The sequence below is a fragment of the Saccharothrix australiensis genome (genome assembly GCF_003634935.1).
GTDB classification, from domain to species: Bacteria; Actinomycetota; Actinomycetes; order Mycobacteriales; family Pseudonocardiaceae; genus Actinosynnema; species Actinosynnema australiense.
Genome location: NZ_RBXO01000001.1, coordinates 6,213,740 through 6,230,883, shown reverse-complemented (window position 1 = coordinate 6,230,883; position 17,144 = coordinate 6,213,740). Strand labels below are relative to the sequence as shown.

Here is a 17,144-nt window from a genome sequence, read left to right as displayed (position 1 = left end):
GGAGTGTGCTGACGGTGCGCGGTCACGATGACCACGCCTCCGGGGTAGAACCGGAGCGGAACCAACTCGACGAGGTCACGGACGCCGTTCCGCCCGACTCGGGGCCGAGCACAGGCACCACCGCGCCCGCCGACCGGGGCATCTCCCGGTGGCGCCTGCGCAACTGGAGGCTGCGCAGCAAGCTGGCCGTGGTGCTGCTGGTGCCCGCGCTGAGCACGCTCGCCCTCGCGGGCCTGCGGCTCGGCACCCAGCTCGACGACGTCGAGCTGTTCGGCAAGGCGCGGCGCGAGCTGGAGCTGTCCGCGCAGGCCGCCTCGGTCGCCGACGCGCTCCAGCTCGAACGCGACGCCGCCGTGTGGTTCGTCGCGGGCGGCCGGGGCGACAACAGCGCCGAGCTGGTGACCCGGTCGGCGAAGGTCGACCAGCAGGTCGGCCGGTACCGGGAGGTCGCCGACGCCACCGCGGGCGTCGACGACGGCGTGCGCGAGGCGTTCGAGAAGTCGGTGCAGTCGCTGGACAGCCTGCCGTCGCTGCGCAACACCACGCTGACCACCAGGTACCCCGACATGTCGGTGGCCAGCGCCTACACCCAGATCCTCAGCGCGCTCGCGCAGGTGCACCGCGCCACGGCGAGCAGCCTGAGCGACGAGACCATCACGCCGCTGTCGGGCGCGAACCAGGCCCTGTACAGCGCGAAGGAGCAGCTGTTCCAGCAGAACGCGATCCTGCTGTCCACCGCCAAGCGCGGCGAGTTCGCGCCCGGCCAGGTCAACGCGCTGCGCGCCGCGCAGTCCCGGCTGGACGCGGCGCTCACCGACTTCGCCAGCACCGCGAGCCAGGTCAACCGCCAGCGCTACTCCGACGTCGTGTCCGGCGCCGCGGTGGACGCCCGCAGCCGGCTGGTGCAGCTCGCCCTGGTGCAGCAGGCCGAGTCGAACGAGGTGTCCATCTCCGACGCCGAGGTGCTGCGCGTCGGCGAGGAGACCGCCGCGCTGGTCCGCAACGTCGCCCTGGACATCGAGCGGCAGGCCGACCAGGCGGCGGTGGACCTCGCCGACACCGCGCGCGGCGCGGCCTGGCGGGACGCGGCGCTGGTCGCCGTGGCGCTGCTGATCGCGTTCGCGCTCATGGCGTTCGTGGCGCGCTCGATGCTCACGCCGCTGCGCGTGCTGCGCCGCTCCGCGATCGACGTGGCCCGCAACCGGCTCCCCGAGGCGATCAAGCGCATCCGGACGCACCGCGACCCGGCCCGCGCCGCGGAGGAGGCGCTGGTGCCGGTGCCGATCGACACCACCGAGGAGGTCGGCCAGGTGGCGCGGGCGTTCGACGACGTGCAGCGCGAAGCCGTCCGCCTCGCGGTCGAGCAGGTGGCGCTGCGCGCGAACGTCAACGACATGTTCATCAACCTCTCGCGCCGCTCGCAGGCGCTGGTGGAGCGGCAGATCACCGTCATCGACCGGCTGGAGCAGGACGAGCAGGACCCCGACCAGCTGGCCAGCCTGTTCGAGCTGGACCACCTGGCCACCCAGATGCGCCGCAACAGCGAGAACCTGCTGGTGCTGTCGGGCACCACGGTCAACCGCCGGGTCACCCGGCCGGTGCCGATCTCCGAGGTGCTCGGCGCGGCCGTGTCCGAGGTGGAGAAGTACGCGCGCGTGCAGATCGCGCCCGCGCCGGAGCTGCGCATCCAGGGCCGCGTCGTCAACGACCTCGCGCACCTCATCGCCGAGCTGCTGGACAACGCGACCGCGTTCTCCAAGCCCACCACCAAGGTCACGGTGCGGGCCATCGAGACCCGGCGCGGCGAGGTGTCCATCCGCATCCACGACCGCGGTGTCGGCATGCAGGAGCAGGACATCGTCGAGGCCAACTCCAAGCTCGCCGACCCGCCCGAGGTCGACGTGTCCGTGGCCCGCGAGATGGGCCTGTACGTGGTGGGCCAGCTGGCCAAGCGGCACGAGATCCGGGTGACGCTGACCAACAACGACGACATCGAGGGCGGGGTGACCGCGCAGGTCGTGCTGCCGGTGTCGCTGCTGCACCGCGGGCCGGAGCAGGCGCCCGCGCGGGCCGCCGCGCCCGCGCTGCCCGCGACCCCGGAGCCCCTGGAGCTGGAGGCGTCGGGCGGTGGCGGCGTGCTGGCGGGCGTGCCGAAGTGGACGCCGGACCAGGCGCCGACGCCGTTCGGCCGCCCGGAACCCGGCCACCCCGACGCGCCGCCCGCGTCGTTCGGCGAGTCGACGCCCGCGCCGTTCCCGCAGGTCGTCGCCGCGCCGCCGGAGGACGCCGGCAACTTCTTCCAGGTCGAGCGGACGCCCGCCGCGGACCTGTTCACGGCCACCGTCACCGAGACCGTGCCGCCGCCCGAGGGCGCGCCCGACTACTCCTACCCCGGCACGGCCAAGCCGCTGCCGGTGTACGAGGAGGAGGGCGACGACGCGTCCACCCAGCGGCTGCCGATCTACGAGGACGTGCTGTCGCGCTGGTTCCAGGGCGGTGAGGGAGGGGAGGCGCCGGTGCGCGGTGAACTCACCGACGGCGTGCCGCCGGAGACCGCCGCGGAGAAGACGGTGTACGCCGACCGGGTGGACCTGGTCGGCGACGACGGGGCGGCGGAGCCGACCGGGTTCGCCGACCGGGCGGGACCGGCCGACGACGGCGACCGCGCCGCGGCGCGCCCGGCCGCCGACCGGCAGGTGAGCCGGGTCGAGCCGCGGCCCACCGCCGCCGGGCTGCCCAAGCGGTCGCCCGCGCCGTCGCCCGTGCCCGCCGTCGACTCCGGCGGCTCCGGGTGGGGACCGGCCGACGGCGGCTGGTCCGCCGCGAGCGACGTGCTCAAGGCGGAGGTGGACGACACCACCACCGCGGGCCTGCCCAAGCGCAAGCCCAAGGCCCGCCTGATGCCCGGTTCGCTGAGCGCGCCGCCGGCGCGGTCGGCGCCGGACCCGTCGCCCGGCGGCGGCGCGCCGACCGCCATCGGACTGGCCACCGCCGCGCCGCCCCGCCGGTCCGCGGACCGGCTGCGGCAGCGGTTCGCCACCTACCAGCGCGGCGTCCAACTCGGTCGCGAGTCCGCCGACGACAGCGGGCTGCCCTGGGAGGGACTGGCGTTCGACGACGGAGACAACCCCGGCAACCAGAGCAAGGAGCAGAAGTGACCACCGCAGCCGAAGAACTCGACAACTTCAGTTGGCTGGTCGACGACTTCGTGAGCCGGGTCGCGGGCGTGGCGCACGCGATCGTGGTGTCCGCGGACGGCCTGTTGCTCGCGTCCTCGGAACGCCTCCCGGTCGACCGCGCCGAGCAGCTCGCGGCGGTCGCGTCCGGGCTGGTCAGCCTCAACCTCGGCGCGGCGCGCTGCTTCGAGGCGGGCGACGTGAAGCAGACCGTGGTGGAGATGGAGCGGGGCTACCTGTTCCTGATGTCCATCAGCGACGGGTCGTGCCTGGCCGTGCTGGCCGCGCCGAACTGCGACATCGGGCTCATCGGCTACGCGATGACCCGGCTGGTCGAGCGGGTGGGCGTGCAGCTCACCCCGGAGATCCGCTCGCGGTTGCACGTCGCGATGCGCGGGTGAGCGGTTCTCGGGGCACTACTAGGGAAAGCGGAAGCAACATGAACGGTGGTGCCCCCGGACGCCCGGAGACACCGAGCCCGTCGGCGACGCCGAGCCCGTCGGTCGTGTCGACCAAGATCGTGGTCGCGGGCGGGTTCGGCGTCGGCAAGACCACGTTCGTCGGCTCGGTGTCGGAGATCGTGCCGCTGACCACCGAGGCGGTGATGACGGAGGCCAGCGTCGGCGTCGACGACCTGTCCGGCACGCCGAACAAGATGACCACGACGGTGGCGATGGACTTCGGCCGCGTGTCGCTGGACAGCGACTTGATCCTCTACCTGTTCGGCACACCCGGCCAGCACCGCTTCTGGTTCATGTGGGACGACCTGGTGCGCGGCGCGATCGGCGCGGTCGTGCTGGTCGACACCCGGCGGCTGTCCGACGCGTTCGCGTCCATCGACTTCTTCGAGGACCGCGAACTGCCTTACGTGGTCGGGGTGAACTGCTTCGACGGCCTGCTGCACCACCGGATCGAGGACATCCGGGAGGCGCTGACGATCGACGAGGCGGTGCCGATCGTGCCGTGCGACGCGCGCAACCGGCAGTCGACCAAGCAGACGCTGATCACGTTGGTGCAGCACGCGATGCGGCAGCCGACGTTCGCCTGAGGCCGGTGCGCCGGCGCGGTCGTGCGGAACCCGCGACCGCGCCGGCTCCCGGTACACCCGCGCGGTACCACCCGCCTGGGACCACCTGCGCGGTACCACCTGCGCGGGATCACCTGCGCACCACCAGGTCCGCGCCCGGCACGTCGCCGACCACCAGCACCCCGCCGTCGCGCAGCAGCGGCAGCACCGCGGCGAGCGCGGCGCGGGCGAGCGGCTCGGCGGGCGGCGCGTCCAGCTCGACGCCGTGCAGGGCCTGCCGCTGCACCAGCGCGACCTCCGCGACCCCGCAGGCGAAACCGTGCAGCAGCCGCCGCACGCCCATGTCCGCCAACGTGGTCAGGTTGTCCTCCAGCGCGTCCGGCCCGCCGGTCAGGGCCGCCGAGTCGAGGCTGAGCCACAGCAGCCCCGGCGGCAGGCCGGAGGACCGCAGCGCCGCCACGACCACCGCCGCCAGGTCCGGGTCGCGGGACTGGTCGGCCGACAGCCGCACCAGCACCGGCGTCGCCTCCGCCGCCGCGAACGCGCACGCCTCCGCCAGCAGCCACCGGGCCAGCCGCCCGCTCAGCCCGACCGCGTCGGCGCAGCGCAGGCACTCCTCGTGCGCCACCGCGCCGTACCCCGGCAAGGGCAGGCGGAACCGGGCCGCCACCGCCGCGCGGGTGCCCGCCGCCGGTCCGCCGACGTGCTCCACCGGCCGGTACCCGATGGCGAGTTCGCCGTTCTCCACCGCGCCGGGCAGGCCGGCCAGCAGCGCCAACCGCGGCCGGTCGCGGGCGTCCTGCCCGGCGTCGTAGACGCCCCACTGGCCCTTGCCGCCGTCCTCCGCCCGCCGCAGCGCGGTGTGCGCCTGCCGCAGCAACGACATCGGGGCCACGTCCCGCGCGGACGTGCGCACGAAACCCATGCCCGCCGACACCCCGACGCCGCGCCCGGACAGGTACACCGGCTCGGACAGCTCGGCGGCGATCGCCGCCGCCAGCGCCGGGATGCCCGGCGTGCCGGGCGAGTCCTCGACCAGCACGACGAACTCGTCGCCGCCGATCCGCGCCACCGTCGCGTCCTCGTCGGCGACCGCGGCGGTCAACCGCCGGGCCACCACCCTCAGCAGCTCGTCGCCCGCCTCGTAGCCGATGCCGTCGTTGACGATCGCCACGCAGTCCACGTCGAGGTAGCACAGCGTGAGCGAGCCGGGCCGGTGGATCGCCCGTTCCAGCCGGAGCAGGAAGCCCTGCCGGTTCGGCAGCCCGGTCAGCACGTCGTGCAGCGCCTGGCGCCGCAGGTAGTCGCGCAGCTCCCGCTGCTCGGTCACGTCCTCGACCACCGCGACCCGGTAGCGGAGGCGGCCTGCGCCGTCGTGGGCCAGGGACAGCGCGACGTTGGTCCACAGTGGATCGCCGGTAGGCCCGGTGAACCGCCGCTCGACGCGCGTGCCGCCGGCCGGCATGGTCGTCCACGCGGCCCGCAACGCGGCCAGGTCGGCGGGCGCGAACAGCTCCACCGGCTCCCGGCCGGGGTCTTCGGCGTGCCCGAGCATCCGCCGCAGCGCCGGGTTCGCGTCCACCACCCGGCCGTCCGGGTCGAAGATCGCGATGCCCGTCGCGGAGGACTCGAACACGTGGCGCAGCCGCGCCTCGCTGTCGCGCAGCTCGTCGCGCTCCCGCTCGGCGGGCGCGCTCCCCGGACCGGTGGATGCCTTGCCCGGCCCGGCGGGCGCGTGGCGCGGCAGGGCGTTCGCGTGGTCGGCGGTGAGCACGTCGAGCAGCGCCGCGACCGACTCGGGCGGTCCGCCGCCCGCCCGCGCGCCACCCGCCGCGGGGGTGTCCACCGCGGCTCGCCCACCCGGCGCCCGGCCCGTCATCGCGAATATGGGGTGCATAAGATCAGGTCCGCAAATCCTGCGGATCCGGACCGCTCCGCGTCAAGGCTTTCGGCCGGCGGTGCTGCGCGAAAACGATCGTCCGGCGCGGTGGTCCGGGCGCACCAGGGGGTGCGCGCGGTGCCGGCGACCTACACGCAGACCCAGTCGGTCACCACGGCCGTCCCCCCGGACTCGACGCGGAAGCGCACGGGTCCGGGCGGCGGCGGGCCCAGCAGGAAGCAGCCCAGCTCGTCCAGCGCGGCGTCCTCCACCGGACCGGACGCCGTGACCAGCGCGACCCGACCCGGCCGGGCCGGTAGCACCTGGCCCGCCACGCCGGCCTCGGTGACCTCCACCTGCACGGAGATCCCCTCGGCGTCGAACACGAGCTGCCGCGCCGTCGCCGCCGCCCGCGCCCGGCCCGCGAGCCCGGCGTCCAGGACCGAGTCGTAGCTCGTGGTCAGCCGCACCAGTTCGGCGTCGACCGCCCGCCACGCGAACGCCGCGCGGGCCGCCTCGGCGAACCCCGGCGGCACGTCCCGCTCCTCGGCCAGCGCCTCGGCCAGCTCGCGCAGCAGCGCCTCATCGCTCTCCCACCCCGGACCGTTCACCCGGCGCACCTCCTCCGCCGACCGGCCGCGGTCGCGCCAACCGCAGCACCGCGGGCGTCCTGCGCAGCTTGTCGAGGCACCGGACGCGGGTCGGTCCGACGCTGCCCACCGGCATGCCCAACTCCTCGCCGACCGCCGCGTAGCTCGGCGGCGGGTCGGCCATCAGCGTGGCGAGCAGCCGGCGGCACTGCTCGGACAGCGCCCGGAAGCCCTCGCGCAGGGCCTGCCGCCGCTGCGCCGCCTCCAGCTCCTCGTCCAGGTCCGCCACCGCGTCGACCGGGCTCACCGGCTCGTCGTCGGACAGCGGGTCGTACGGCAGGGTGCGCCGGTGGGCGCGCAGCACCCGCAGGCACTCGTTGCGGGTGGTGGTGGCGATCCACCCCGGCAGCGCTTCGGGGTCGCGCAGCCCGTCGATCCGCTCCACCAGGCGCAGCCACAGGGTCTGGTTGACGTCGGCGGCGTCCGCCGGGCGCAGCCGGTGCCGGTGGATCACCGCACGCACCAGCGGCGCGTACCGGTCGACGATCTCGTGCCAGGCGCGCTGGTCGCCTCGGGCCGCCGCGTGGACGAGCCCCGCCAGGGGGGTGATGTGTTGAATTGGCCCTCCTTCGTCGGGCGGGCTCGGCCGCCGTCGAGTCGGCGGCTCGCGGGTGTGAAGTGGGAGCGGGGTGGGGGCTCGGGTGGGGTGGGGTCAGGTCACCAGGGGGCCGTAGCCGGGGAAGAACTCGGGGCCGCTCAGCAGCAGGTCGCGTGCGGCCGGCGCGGACAGGCCGTGCGTGGTCATCGCCTCCGCGATCCGGCCGGCCACGTGCGGCGCGGCGAACGACGTGCCCAGCCAGTACGCCCACCGGTCGAACACGTCGACCACCGGGTCGCCCGGCAGCTCCCACCGGCCCTTCAGGTAGGTGCTGGTGCGGTTGCCGACCGCGCACGCGTCCACCCAGTGCCCGGAGTTCGAGTAGCACGCCGGCGAGAGCGCGCCGTCCGGCTCCCGCGCGACCGCGGCCACGCCGACGACGCCGGGCAGCGCGGCGGGCCAGCACGGCCGGTTGGTGCCCTGGTTGCCCGCCGACGCGACGACCACGACCGACGGGGGCAGTTGCCGCAGCGCCCGGCGGATCGGCTCGGACGCCACGTCGTCCTGGGTGAAGCAGCCCAGCGAGGCGTTGACGACGTGCACCTGCTCGTCGAACGACGCCAGCGCCGCCGCGAAGTCCTCCTCGGTGCCCAGCCCGGACGGGTCGAGCGCCTTCTCCGGGTCCAGCCGGGCGCCGGGCGCGGCCTGCCGCACCACGCCCGCGACGAACGTGCCGTGCCCGCCCTCCAGGGCGAACACGTCGTCGTGCGCGTAGGCCGCGTCCACCTCGTCGGGCCGGGGCAGGAAAGCGCCGCCCAGCCACTTCGGGTGGTCGGTCGCGGCGCCGCGCGCGATGCCCGTGTCGACGACGCCGACGACCACGCCCCGGCCCTTGGCCTCGTCGCCGTCGGCCGGGTCCGGCAGCGGCGCGGCGACGTTCGGCGGTCGGCCGGGGCAGCCGTGCATGTTGCCGCCGTGGCCGACGACCCCGTGGTGCGGCTGCACGAACGGCACCCGCTCGCCGGGCCACTGGCGGGGGTCGCGCAGCAGGCGCACGACCGCCGGGATGTCGTCGGGGTTGCGCGGCAGCAGCAGGCGCGACATGCCCGCGAAGTCCCGGCCGCGCTCGGTGGCGATGCCGCTGTGCGCCAGCTTGCGCCGCACCCGCTCGACGTCCTCGGGGATGGTCAGCAGCTCGCGCGCCACGAACAGGAACTCCCGGCCGCGCTCGGGGTGCACCCGGAGGGTCCGGTGCTCGCGGACCGCCCGCTCGAACGCTCTCCGGTACAGCTCCGGGCGGTTCGGCGGATCGGACACCACGGCCTCACAGCAGCGTCGACGGGTGCTGAGCTTGATCAAGCTACCACAGCGTTCGCGGTAATAATGGCGTCGTGGCAGGGGTTTCCGCGGCGGCGGCGCTGGAGGCTCGGCAACGCGACCCGCGCGCGGCGGCGGCGCTGGGCCGTTCGGCGCTGCGCGCCGCGCGGGCGGCGGGCGACGCGGAGGAGGCGTCCGTCGCGGAGCGCGCGATCGGCCTGTCGCTGCGCGAGCTGCACGACTTCGACGGCGCGCTGCGGCACCTGAGGAGGTCCGTCCGCCTCGCCGAGGACGCGGGGTCGGCGCGCCTGGCCGCGCTGGCCCGCATGAGCCTCGCGTTCGTGCTGTCCAACACCGGTCGGCACGCGGGGGCGCTGCGCGCGATCAACGCGGCGCTGCCGCACCTGCGCGGCGCGGACGCGGGCAGCGGGCGGATGCAGCGCGGGCTGGTGTTGCACTACCTGTGCCGGTACGACGAGGCGCTGCGCGAGTACAACGCCGCCATCGAGGCGGTGCGCCGGTCCGGCGACCGGCTGGTGGAGGCGCGGGCGCTGAACAACCGGGGCCTGCTGCGCGCGTACACCGGCGGGCTGCGCGCGGCGGACGAGGACTTCGACCGGGCCGCCGCCCTGTACCGGGAGCTGGGCCAGGAGCTGGCCGTCGCGGACGTGCGGTGGAACGCGGGCATCTCGGCGTCGCGCGCGGGCGACGTGCCGCGCGCGCTGACCATGTTCGCCGAGGCCGAGCGGGAGTACCGGCGGCTGGCCGTGCCGCGCCCGGCGCTGCTGGTCAACCGGCTGGAGCTGCTGGTGTCCGTGCCGCTGCTGGAGGAGGCGCGCGCGGTGGCCGACCGGGCGCTGGCGGAACTGGGCAAGGGCCTGGTGCTGGCGCGGTCGGAGGCGTTGTTCTACCGGGCGCGCGTCGCGCTCCTGGAAGGCGACCTCGACCTGGCGCTGCGCACGGCGGCGTCGGCGCGCGAGGGCTTCCGCCGGGAGCGGCGCGCGGTGTGGGAGGTCGGCGCGCGGCACCTGGAGCTGCGCGCGGCCTACCTCGGCGGCGAGCGGTCGCGGTCGCTGTGCGCGGCGCTGGCGCGGGTGGCGGCGCGGCTGCACGCGCTGGGCAGGCCGATGGCGGCGCTGGAGGCGCGGGTGGACGCGGCGCTGGTCGCGCGGGACGTCGGCGACCGGCGGCGGGCCCTGGCCGAGCTGACGGTCGCCGGCGCGGCCCGGCGGGGCGGACCTGCGGCGCACCGCGTGCAGGGCTGGTACGCCGAGGCGCTGCGCCGCGACCTGGTGGGCAACGCGCGGGGCGCGCGGAGCGCGTTGCGGCGCGGCCTGCGGCTGCTGGACGAGTACCGGGTGTCGCTGGGCGCGGCGGAGCTGCGGGCGCTCAGCGGCGCGCAGGGCGGCGCGCTGGCGCTGGAGGGCCTGCGGTCGGCGGTCGCGAGCGGCCACGCCGGGCGGGTGCTGGGCTGGGCGGAGAGCTGGCGGGCCGGCGCGCTGCGGATGACGCCCGCGCGCCCGCCGGAGGACTCGGGGTTGGCCGACGCGCTGGCCGAGCTGCGCGCGGTCACGGCGGACCTCGAAGCCGCCCTGGCCGCCGGTCGCCCGGCGGCGGCGCTGCGCAGGCGGCAGGTCCGCGGCGAGCAGCGGGTGCGCGAGCTGACCCGCCGGACCAGCGGCGGGGGAGCGGTCGACCGGGTGCCCGCGGTGCGCGACCTGGCGTGGGCGCTGGGCGACGCGGCGCTGGTCGAGTACGTCGACTTCGAGGGCGCGCTGCTGGCGGTGGTGGTGGCGGGCGGGCGGGCCGGGCTGCACCGGCTGGGTGCCGTGGCCGAGGCGGTGCGGGAGATCCGGCTGCTGCGGTTCGCCCTGCACCGCCTGGTGACGCTGCCCGGCCACGTGGACCGGTCGGGCGCGCGGGCGGGCGCGGAGCACGCGGCGGCGGCGCTCGACCGGCGGCTGCTGGCGCCGCTGCGGCGGCGGGTCGAGGGCCGGGCCCTGGTGCTCGCGCCGACCGGCGCGCTGGGCGGCCTGCCGTGGTCGGCGCTGCCGGGCTGCCGCGACCGGCCGGTGACGGTCGTGCCGTCGGCCACCGTGTGGCTGCGCGCGGCGTCGTCGTCACCGGTGGCGCGCGGGCGGGCGGTGCTGGCCGCCGGGCCGCGCCTGCCCGCCGCGCCGACCGAGATCGACGCGGTCGCGCCGTTCGCCAGCGACGCGTCGACGCTGGTGGGCCCCGCGGCGACGGTGGACGCCGTGGCGGCGGCGATGGACGGCGCGCGGCTGGCCCACGTGGCGGCGCACGGCTCGTTCCGGGCGGACAACCCGCTGTTCTCGGCCCTGGAGCTGGCCGACGGCCCGCTGACCGTCTACGACCTCGAACGCCTGCGCACCCCGCCCGCGCGGGTCGTGCTGTCGGCGTGCGACTCGGGGCGGTCGGCGGTGCGGCCGGGCGACGAGCTGATGGGCTTCACGGCGGCGCTGCTGGGCCTGGGCACGCGGACGCTGATCGCGCCGGTGGTGCCGGTGCCCGCGGAGGCGACGACGCCGCTCGTCGTCGAGGTGCACCGGCGGCTCGGCCGGGGCGACCCGCCCGCGGTCGCGTTGGCGGGCGCGCGGGAGGCCCACGTGGACGGCGGTGACGCGGCGTTCGCGGCTGGCGTCGGCTTCCTGTGCTTCGGGGCGTAGCCGCCGGTCCGCGACCTCCGCCCGTGCCGCGGGCGCTTGCCCCCGACTCCTTCCACCGCGCCGCGACCGCCCGGTCCGCTGTCGTGCGTTCTGTCACGCCCGCTGTCGTGCCCGCTGTCGTGCGTGCTGCCGTGACCGCTGTCGCGCCTGCTGCCGGGAAGTAGGTTGGCGGGCGTGGACGCACAGGACATGCTCGCCGTCGCGGTGGCCGAGGCCCGCGCCGGCCTGGCCGAGGGCGGCATCCCGATCGGGGCCGCGCTGTTCGCCGTCGACGGCACGCTGCTCGGCCGGGGCCGCAACCGCCGCGTGCAGGACGGCGACGCCTCCGCGCACGCCGAGACCGCCGCCTTCCGCGCCGCCGGCCGCCGCCGCACCTACCGGGACACGGTGATGGTCACCACGCTGTCGCCCTGCTGGTACTGCAGCGGCCTGGTCCGCCAGTTCGGCATACCGCGCGTGGTGATCGGCGAGGCGCGCACGTTCCACGGCGGCCACGACTGGCTGGCCGAGCACGGCGTCGACATCACCCTGCTGGACGACCCGGTGTGCGCCGGGCTGATGCGCGACTTCACCGCCGCCCGGCCCGAGCTGTGGTCCGAGGACATCGGCCGGGACTGACCGGCTCGCGGGCGTCGAGGGCCGCCCGGCCCGGCGGCGGGCCGGTGCGACCGGCCCGGCGGCGCACCCCCGCGCGGGGCGCGCGCCGCCACCGGTCGCCGGACCTCAGACCTTCACCAGGGCCTCGTCCACGGTCTCCACGATGGTGAACACCGCCGTCAGCCCGGTCGCCTGGATCGGGCGCAGCACCGCGCGCCCGGACGCCACCAGCAGCAGGGGGACGCCGAGCTCCTGCGCGCGCTTGCTGCCCGTGACGAGCGCCTCCAAGCCCGCCGACCCGAGGAAGCGGACCTGGAGCAGGTCCACCACCACGGCCCGCAAGCCCTCGGTCAACGTGCTCTTCAGCGGTCTGGCGAGTTCGTCCGCGCTGCTCGTGTCCAACTCGCCCGACACGTGCAGCACCACCACACCGTCCGCCGGCTCGTCGACCCGAACGGACGCGAGCGTCGCCGCGGGTTCTGGCACGCCGGTCTCCTCTCTCATCGCGCACCGCCGGTGCGGTGCGACGTCCACGGTAGTCCGGCGCGGCCGTCGGCGACGGTCTCACCCAGGACCAGGTCGACCACGTCACACGGGTCGGCCGACGCGTCCAGCGCCCGGCGCTGCCGCGCCGCGCCGCTGCCGTTGACGCGCAGCCACGCCAAGTGACCCTCCACAGTGGACAGCGCGTCGGCGTCGCGGAGCGCGTCCGCGCACCGCGCGACCAGCTCGGCGGCCAGGTCCAGCGCCGAGACCAGCCGTCCCGTGCGCGGGTCGACCGCGAGCCCGTCGACGCCGTCCCGCGCGGCACGCCAGTACGCGGCGCGCAGCAGCACGTCGTCCACCCGTCCGGGGTCCCGCGCGGAGGTGCCCGCGGTGCGGGCGAACGCCCGGACCAGCTCGGCGACGACGACGGCCTCGCGCGCGGTCTGCGGCACGTCCGCGACCCGCACCTCCACGGTCGGCACGTGTGACGAAGGCCGCACGTCCCAGTAGACCATCTTGGAGTCCAGCACCACCTCGGTCCGCACGAGGGTCCGCACGAGGTCGTCGTAGTGCTCGGGGGAGTCCAGGTGCGGCGGCGGCCCGCCGACCGGCCAGCGCGACCAGACCATCGAGCGCCAGCTCGCGTACCCGGTGTCGCTGCCCTGCTCCACCGGCGAGTTCGCGCTGAGCGCGAGCAGCGTCGGCAGCCACGGCCGCAGCGCGTTCGACACGCGGACGGCGGTGCGCCGGTCGGGCACCCCGACGTGGACGTGCATCCCGCACACGCCCTGCCCGCCGAGCAGCTTGCGGTGGGAGTACTCCATGAGCCGGTAGCGGCGCTCGTCGGTGCCCGGCGGCGGCCCGGCCGTGCCGACCGGCGGCACGCCCGCCGCGAGCAGCCGGCACCCGGCTTCCCGCGCCGCCTCGGCCAGCTGGGTGCGGCCGAGCAGGACCTGGTCGGCCAGCTCGGCGGACGTGCGGCAGACCGGCGTCGCGACCTCGATCTGGAACGGCGTCAACTCGCGCTGCACGTCGAGCCCGTCGCCGGCGTGCCGCGCCACCTCCTCGGCCCTCGGCACGGGGAGGCGCGTCTCGGGGTCGACGAGGAGGAACTCCTGTTCCACCCCGACGGTCCACGGCTGCGTCATGCGCGTCCCATACCCCGTCCGCACCGTTTTCAATCCCGGTAGTTTCACCCGTCCCCGATCCGGGCACCACGCGGTGATGAGATTGCGGCGCAGCGACCCGAGCGGTCCCGGCTGGCGGAGACGCCGCCGCGGCCGGGGCTTCGGCTACACCGACGCGGACGGCGCGACACCGGACGCGGAGGAACTGGCCCGCATCAAGTCGCTCGCGATCCCGCCCGCCTGGCGGGACGTGTGGGTGTGCCCGCACGCGAACGGCCACCTCCAGGCCGTGGGCACCGACTCCGCCGGCCGACGGCAGTACCTCTACCACGACCGGTGGCGGCGGGAGCGGGACGAGGAGAAGCACGACCGCGTCCTCGAACTCGCGCCCGCGCTGCCGGGGTTCCGGGAGGAGGTGGCGCGGGCCCTGCGCGCTCGCGGCAGGCGGCACGAGCGGGTGGTGGCGGCGGCGCTGGCCATGCTGGACCGCGGCGTGTTCCGGGTGGGCGGCGAGTCGTACGCGGAGGACAACGGCACGCACGGCGTCGCGACGCTGCTGTGCTCGCACGTCCGCGTGCGCGGGTCCACCGTGGAGTTCGACTACCCGGCCAAGGGCGGCATCCGGTTCAAGACCAGCGTGGCCGACGCCGACCTGGCGCGGGCGGTGAAGTCGTTGCTGCGCGACCGTTCCGGCGACGAGCGCCTGCTGGTGGACCGCTCCGGGCGGGGCGTGACGGCCGAGGACGTGAACGAGCGGTTCAAGGAACTCGTCGGCGACGAGTACACGGTCAAGGACCTGCGGACGTGGCACGCGACCGTGCTGGCCGCCGTGGCGTTCGCGAGCAGCGACCGGCCGTCGTCGAAGCGGGGGCGCAAGAGCGTGGAGGCGGCCGTGATGCGCGAGGTGTCGGAGAACCTGGGCAACACGCCCGCCGTGGCGCGCAAGTCCTATGTGGACCCGCGGGTGGTCGCCCTGTACCACAAGGGCGTCGTGCTCCAGGACACCGACGGGGACCGCGAGACGGTGGAGAAGTCGGTCGTGGAGCTGCTGCGGGGCTGACGGCCCACCGTCCGGGGACCCGATCCCGGTCTCACGGGAGGAGCAGCGCGCCCGCGTCCTCGTGCAACCGCACCGCGTTCCCCACGAGCGCGATGTCCGCGCCGCCCGCCGTCGCGAGCAGCGGCAGCACCTCGTCGGCCCGCCCGCCGTCCACCTCGCGCGAGCCGACCAGCGGATCGGTCAGCAGCAGCGTGTCCACCGCGCCCTCCTCCAACGCCGCCCGCACCGCCTCCAGGCCGTGCACCGCCCGACCGGTCAGCCGCGCCGACTCGTCGCGGAACCGCTGCACCACCGCGCGCCGCGCGTCCTGGTTCGCCCGTCCCGCCAGGTGCAGCACGGCCCGCTCCGGCGCGCCCTCCACCTCCACCACCAGGTGGCGGTACCGGCCGGGCAGCGCGACCCGCAGCGAGCGGCGCGCCGCCAACGGGCCCGCGAGCACCAGCAGCGGCGCGTCGAGGCGGTCCACCAGCGCGGTCGCCTCCTGCGCCACGTCGGCGAGTTCCTCCGCCGCCAGCCGCCGGTCCGGCCGCCGCGCGCCGACCGACGCCACGGCCACCGCCCGCCCGCTCGGGTCCACGCCGCGCAGCTCCGCGCCGTGCGCGTCCACCCGCACGACCACGTGCGGCAGCAACGGCTCCGACAGGTCCAGCAGCGGCAGCAGGTACGGCAACCCGCCGAACCGGGCCGTGTACCCGGACGGCGGCACCGGCAGCCGGCAGTCCACCAGCACGCGGCCCTCCGCGGCGACCAGCCCGCGACCCGCGCGCGGTGCGCCCGGCGAGGGGTCCTCCGCGAGGGCCGACCCGACGACCGCCAACAGCGACAGGTCCGCGCCGGCGCCCTCCAACTGGTCGCGGATCGCGCGCCACCGCAGGTCCACGTGGTCACTCACATCGAGGTACACCGACACGAACGGGCCATCCACTCCGATGACCCCGTGCCAGCCCGTGGTGTGCATTCGGTTCCCTCCCGGTCGCCGTTCACTCGGGAGGTACCCGTCAGGGGATCAGGGCAACCGTCCCGCGCGACGGCCGTGGGGCCGCGCGGCCCGCTGCTCGCACCGGACGCAGCCGAGCGCGAGCGCCACCGACGTGAAGCCGAGCAGCAGGTGCACCCCGTTGCCGAGCGGGCCCGCGTTGAGCGGACCGCCGGTGTCGCTCGTCGCGTACGCGAACACGACGAGGAACACCACGCCCAGCACGGTCCCCGCGAACCGCGCGGCCCGCACCCGGAACGCCGCCGCCAGCACCACCAGGCCGGTGGCCACGTGCAGCACGCCGAGCTGGGCGCGGCCCGCCACGAGGTCGGCCACGGCCCACACCACCAGCAGCGCGCCGAGCGCCAACGCCGCGCGCTGCGGCCAGGACAGGTCCGCCACGGCGATCACTCCTCTCGCTCGGTCACTCGTCATCGGCCCGGCCGCCCGTCGGCCCGGCCGCTCGTCACTCGTCGTCGAGCAGGCTGCGCAGGCGGGCCAGCGAACGGCTCAGCAGCCTCGACACGTGCATCTGGGACACGCCGACCGAGTCGGCGATCTGGCTCTGCGTCATGTTCCGGAAGAACCGCAGGACGACGATCCGCCGCTCCCGCCGGGGCAGGCCGCGCAGCATCGGGTCCAGCGCGTGCTGCAACTCGACCACCTCCAGCGCCGGGTCGTCGCACACCAGCCCGTCGGCGTTGTCGAGTTCGCCGCCGCCGGCCAGCTCGTCCAGCGACAGCAGGTGGTGCGCGGACGTGGCGTGCAGCCCCTCGTACACCTCGTCCAGCCCGATGCCCAGGTGCCGGGCGACCTCGGTCGGCTTGGGCGAGCGGCCGGTGCGGCGGGCCAGCTCCACGCGCGCGCCGTCGATGGCGACGCACAGCTCCTTGAGCCGGCGCGGCACCCGCAGCGCCCAGCCCTGGTCGCGCAGGTAGCGGCGGACCTCGCCGGTGATGGTGGGCACCGCGAAGGCGAGGAACTCGATGCCGCGTGCCGCGTCGAACCGGTCCACGGCGTGGATCAGCCCCAGCGCGGCGACCTGCCGCAGGTCCTCGACGTTCTCGCCGCGTTCGGCGAACCGGTCGGCGATGTGCCTGGCCAGCGGCAGGTGCTCGGTCACCAGGTGGTCGCGCAGCTGCGCGTAGCGCGAGCCGTCCCGCTGGGTCGCCGCCAGTTCCACGAACAGCGGCTGGTAGTCGACCGCGTTCATGCCCGGCACCTCAGCTCGACGTGCAGCAGGCCGTCCCGGTCCACCCAGGTGGCCACGGTGTCGGTCACCGAGCTGACGACCCGCCAGTACAACGAGTGGTGGTCGGGGACGGTCACGGCCGAGGAGGCGACCTGTGCGAGGAACCGCACCGAATCACCGTCCCGGACGAACCGGCAGGCCAGTTCGGCGTGCCGGGCCGCCTTGGCGATCAGGGTCGTGCACGCCTCGTCCACCGCGATGACCAAGTCGATGGCGAGCTCGGGAGTGGACCTGGCCAGCGCCCCGGCGACCGCTCGGACGGTGGACAGGTACGCCGGCCGCGCCTCCAGCCTGAGTTCCACTTCCGCGCTGTCCATGCATGGCGCATACCCGAGCGGTGACCCGGTTACACCCGCGTCCACACAGGACGGA

16 protein-coding genes are annotated in these 17,144 nt (G+C 75.9%); 6 read left to right on the top strand and 10 right to left on the bottom strand.

Annotated elements, in window-relative coordinates; all coding sequences use genetic code 11:
* Nucleotides 1-14 precede the first annotated feature (14 nt).
* Genes C8E97_RS26355 through C8E97_RS26345 form a run of 3 tightly spaced genes read left to right on the top strand, consistent with a single transcriptional unit; the run spans nt 15 to nt 4,224 of the window.
* Nucleotides 15-3,158, top strand: a complete 3,144-nt coding sequence (locus C8E97_RS26355) for a sensor histidine kinase (RefSeq protein WP_121012426.1) — start codon at nt 15-17, stop codon at nt 3,156-3,158.
* Nucleotides 3,155-3,577 (top strand): roadblock/LC7 domain-containing protein, encoded by a 423-nt coding sequence (locus tag C8E97_RS26350; RefSeq protein ID WP_121008128.1) that lies wholly within the window; start codon nt 3,155-3,157, stop codon nt 3,575-3,577. Before C8E97_RS26355 ends, C8E97_RS26350 begins: the two co-directional genes overlap by 4 nt.
* 38 nt (nt 3,578-3,615) lie before the next feature.
* Complete coding sequence (locus tag C8E97_RS26345; protein ID WP_211347138.1) at nt 3,616-4,224, top strand: GTP-binding protein; 609 nt, start codon at nt 3,616-3,618, stop codon at nt 4,222-4,224.
* Nucleotides 4,225-4,333: 109 nt separating this feature from the next.
* Here C8E97_RS26345 and C8E97_RS26340 read toward each other — a convergent pair whose 3' ends face one another.
* From C8E97_RS26340 to C8E97_RS26325, 4 genes are all read right to left on the bottom strand, one after another.
* On the bottom strand, nt 4,334-6,049 hold the full coding sequence (locus tag C8E97_RS26340) for a diguanylate cyclase domain-containing protein (RefSeq protein ID WP_246019180.1): 1,716 nt from the start codon (nt 6,047-6,049) through the stop codon (nt 4,334-4,336).
* A 182-nt stretch (nt 6,050-6,231) separates the two neighbouring features.
* Nucleotides 6,232-6,693, bottom strand: a complete 462-nt coding sequence (locus C8E97_RS26335) for a hypothetical protein (RefSeq protein WP_121008125.1) — start codon at nt 6,691-6,693, stop codon at nt 6,232-6,234.
* Nucleotides 6,665-7,219, bottom strand: a complete 555-nt coding sequence (locus C8E97_RS26330) for a sigma-70 family RNA polymerase sigma factor (RefSeq protein WP_281275496.1) — start codon at nt 7,217-7,219, stop codon at nt 6,665-6,667. Before C8E97_RS26330 ends, C8E97_RS26335 begins: the two co-directional genes overlap by 29 nt.
* Before the next feature lie 165 nt (nt 7,220-7,384).
* Complete coding sequence (locus C8E97_RS26325) at nt 7,385-8,629, bottom strand: S8 family peptidase (RefSeq protein WP_246019178.1); 1,245 nt, start codon at nt 8,627-8,629, stop codon at nt 7,385-7,387.
* A 32-nt stretch (nt 8,630-8,661) separates the two neighbouring features.
* Between C8E97_RS26325 and C8E97_RS26320 the strand changes: the two genes are divergently transcribed.
* Both C8E97_RS26320 and C8E97_RS26315 read left to right on the top strand, forming a co-directional pair.
* Nucleotides 8,662-11,274 carry a CHAT domain-containing protein gene (locus C8E97_RS26320; RefSeq protein WP_121008123.1) on the top strand — a complete coding sequence of 871 codons (2,613 nt, stop codon included), beginning with the start codon at nt 8,662-8,664 and terminating at the stop codon, nt 11,272-11,274.
* 189 nt (nt 11,275-11,463) lie between these two features.
* A complete protein-coding gene (locus tag C8E97_RS26315) occupies nt 11,464-11,892 on the top strand; it encodes a nucleoside deaminase (protein WP_121008122.1) in 429 nt (142 codons plus the stop codon).
* A 105-nt stretch (nt 11,893-11,997) separates the two neighbouring features.
* Here the strand turns inward: C8E97_RS26315 and C8E97_RS26310 are convergent, their stop codons facing one another.
* Together C8E97_RS26310 and C8E97_RS26305 are read right to left on the bottom strand one after the other, a co-directional pair.
* Complete coding sequence (locus C8E97_RS26310; protein WP_170211997.1) at nt 11,998-12,357, bottom strand: STAS domain-containing protein; 360 nt, start codon at nt 12,355-12,357, stop codon at nt 11,998-12,000.
* Nucleotides 12,358-12,371: 14 nt separating this feature from the next.
* Entirely contained in the window at nt 12,372-13,505 is a 1,134-nt protein-coding gene (locus tag C8E97_RS26305) for a carboxylate-amine ligase (protein ID WP_121008120.1), read from the bottom strand.
* Nucleotides 13,506-13,581: 76 nt separating this feature from the next.
* On the opposite strand from C8E97_RS26305, the gene C8E97_RS26300 reads away from it, so the two are divergent.
* The gene (locus C8E97_RS26300) at nt 13,582-14,544 is read left to right on the top strand and encodes a DNA topoisomerase IB (protein WP_121008119.1); all 963 of its coding nucleotides are present in this window, start codon (nt 13,582-13,584) and stop codon (nt 14,542-14,544) included.
* Nucleotides 14,545-14,575: 31 nt separating this feature from the next.
* On the opposite strand, the gene C8E97_RS26295 is transcribed toward C8E97_RS26300, so the two are convergent.
* From C8E97_RS26295 to C8E97_RS26280, 4 genes are all read right to left on the bottom strand, one after another.
* A complete protein-coding gene (locus C8E97_RS26295; RefSeq protein ID WP_246019177.1) occupies nt 14,576-15,436 on the bottom strand; it encodes a baeRF2 domain-containing protein in 861 nt (286 codons plus the stop codon).
* A gap of 114 nt (nt 15,437-15,550) precedes the next feature.
* Nucleotides 15,551-15,922, bottom strand: a complete 372-nt coding sequence (locus tag C8E97_RS26290; protein WP_147455242.1) for a hypothetical protein — start codon at nt 15,920-15,922, stop codon at nt 15,551-15,553.
* A 64-nt stretch (nt 15,923-15,986) separates the two neighbouring features.
* On the bottom strand, nt 15,987-16,733 hold the full coding sequence (locus C8E97_RS26285; RefSeq protein WP_121012420.1) for a SigB/SigF/SigG family RNA polymerase sigma factor: 747 nt from the start codon (nt 16,731-16,733) through the stop codon (nt 15,987-15,989).
* Complete coding sequence (locus tag C8E97_RS26280; protein WP_121008116.1) at nt 16,730-17,089, bottom strand: ATP-binding protein; 360 nt, start codon at nt 17,087-17,089, stop codon at nt 16,730-16,732. The genes C8E97_RS26285 and C8E97_RS26280 overlap by 4 nt, the downstream gene beginning before the upstream one ends.
* Nucleotides 17,090-17,144: the final 55 nt, after the last annotated feature.

Coding starts and splice junctions, on each gene's coding strand:
- C8E97_RS26345 (WP_211347138.1), top strand. CDS start 3,616: ATGAACGGTGGTGCCCCCGGACGCCCGGAGACACCGAGCCCGTCGGCG.
- C8E97_RS26315 (WP_121008122.1), top strand. CDS start 11,464: ATGCTCGCCGTCGCGGTGGCCGAGGCCCGCGCCGGCCTGGCCGAGGGC.
- C8E97_RS26305 (WP_121008120.1), bottom strand. CDS start 13,505: ATGACGCAGCCGTGGACCGTCGGGGTGGAACAGGAGTTCCTCCTCGTC.
- C8E97_RS26300 (WP_121008119.1), top strand. CDS start 13,582: ATGAGATTGCGGCGCAGCGACCCGAGCGGTCCCGGCTGGCGGAGACGC.
- C8E97_RS26285 (WP_121012420.1), bottom strand. CDS start 16,733: ATGAACGCGGTCGACTACCAGCCGCTGTTCGTGGAACTGGCGGCGACC.
- C8E97_RS26280 (WP_121008116.1), bottom strand. CDS start 17,089: ATGGACAGCGCGGAAGTGGAACTCAGGCTGGAGGCGCGGCCGGCGTAC.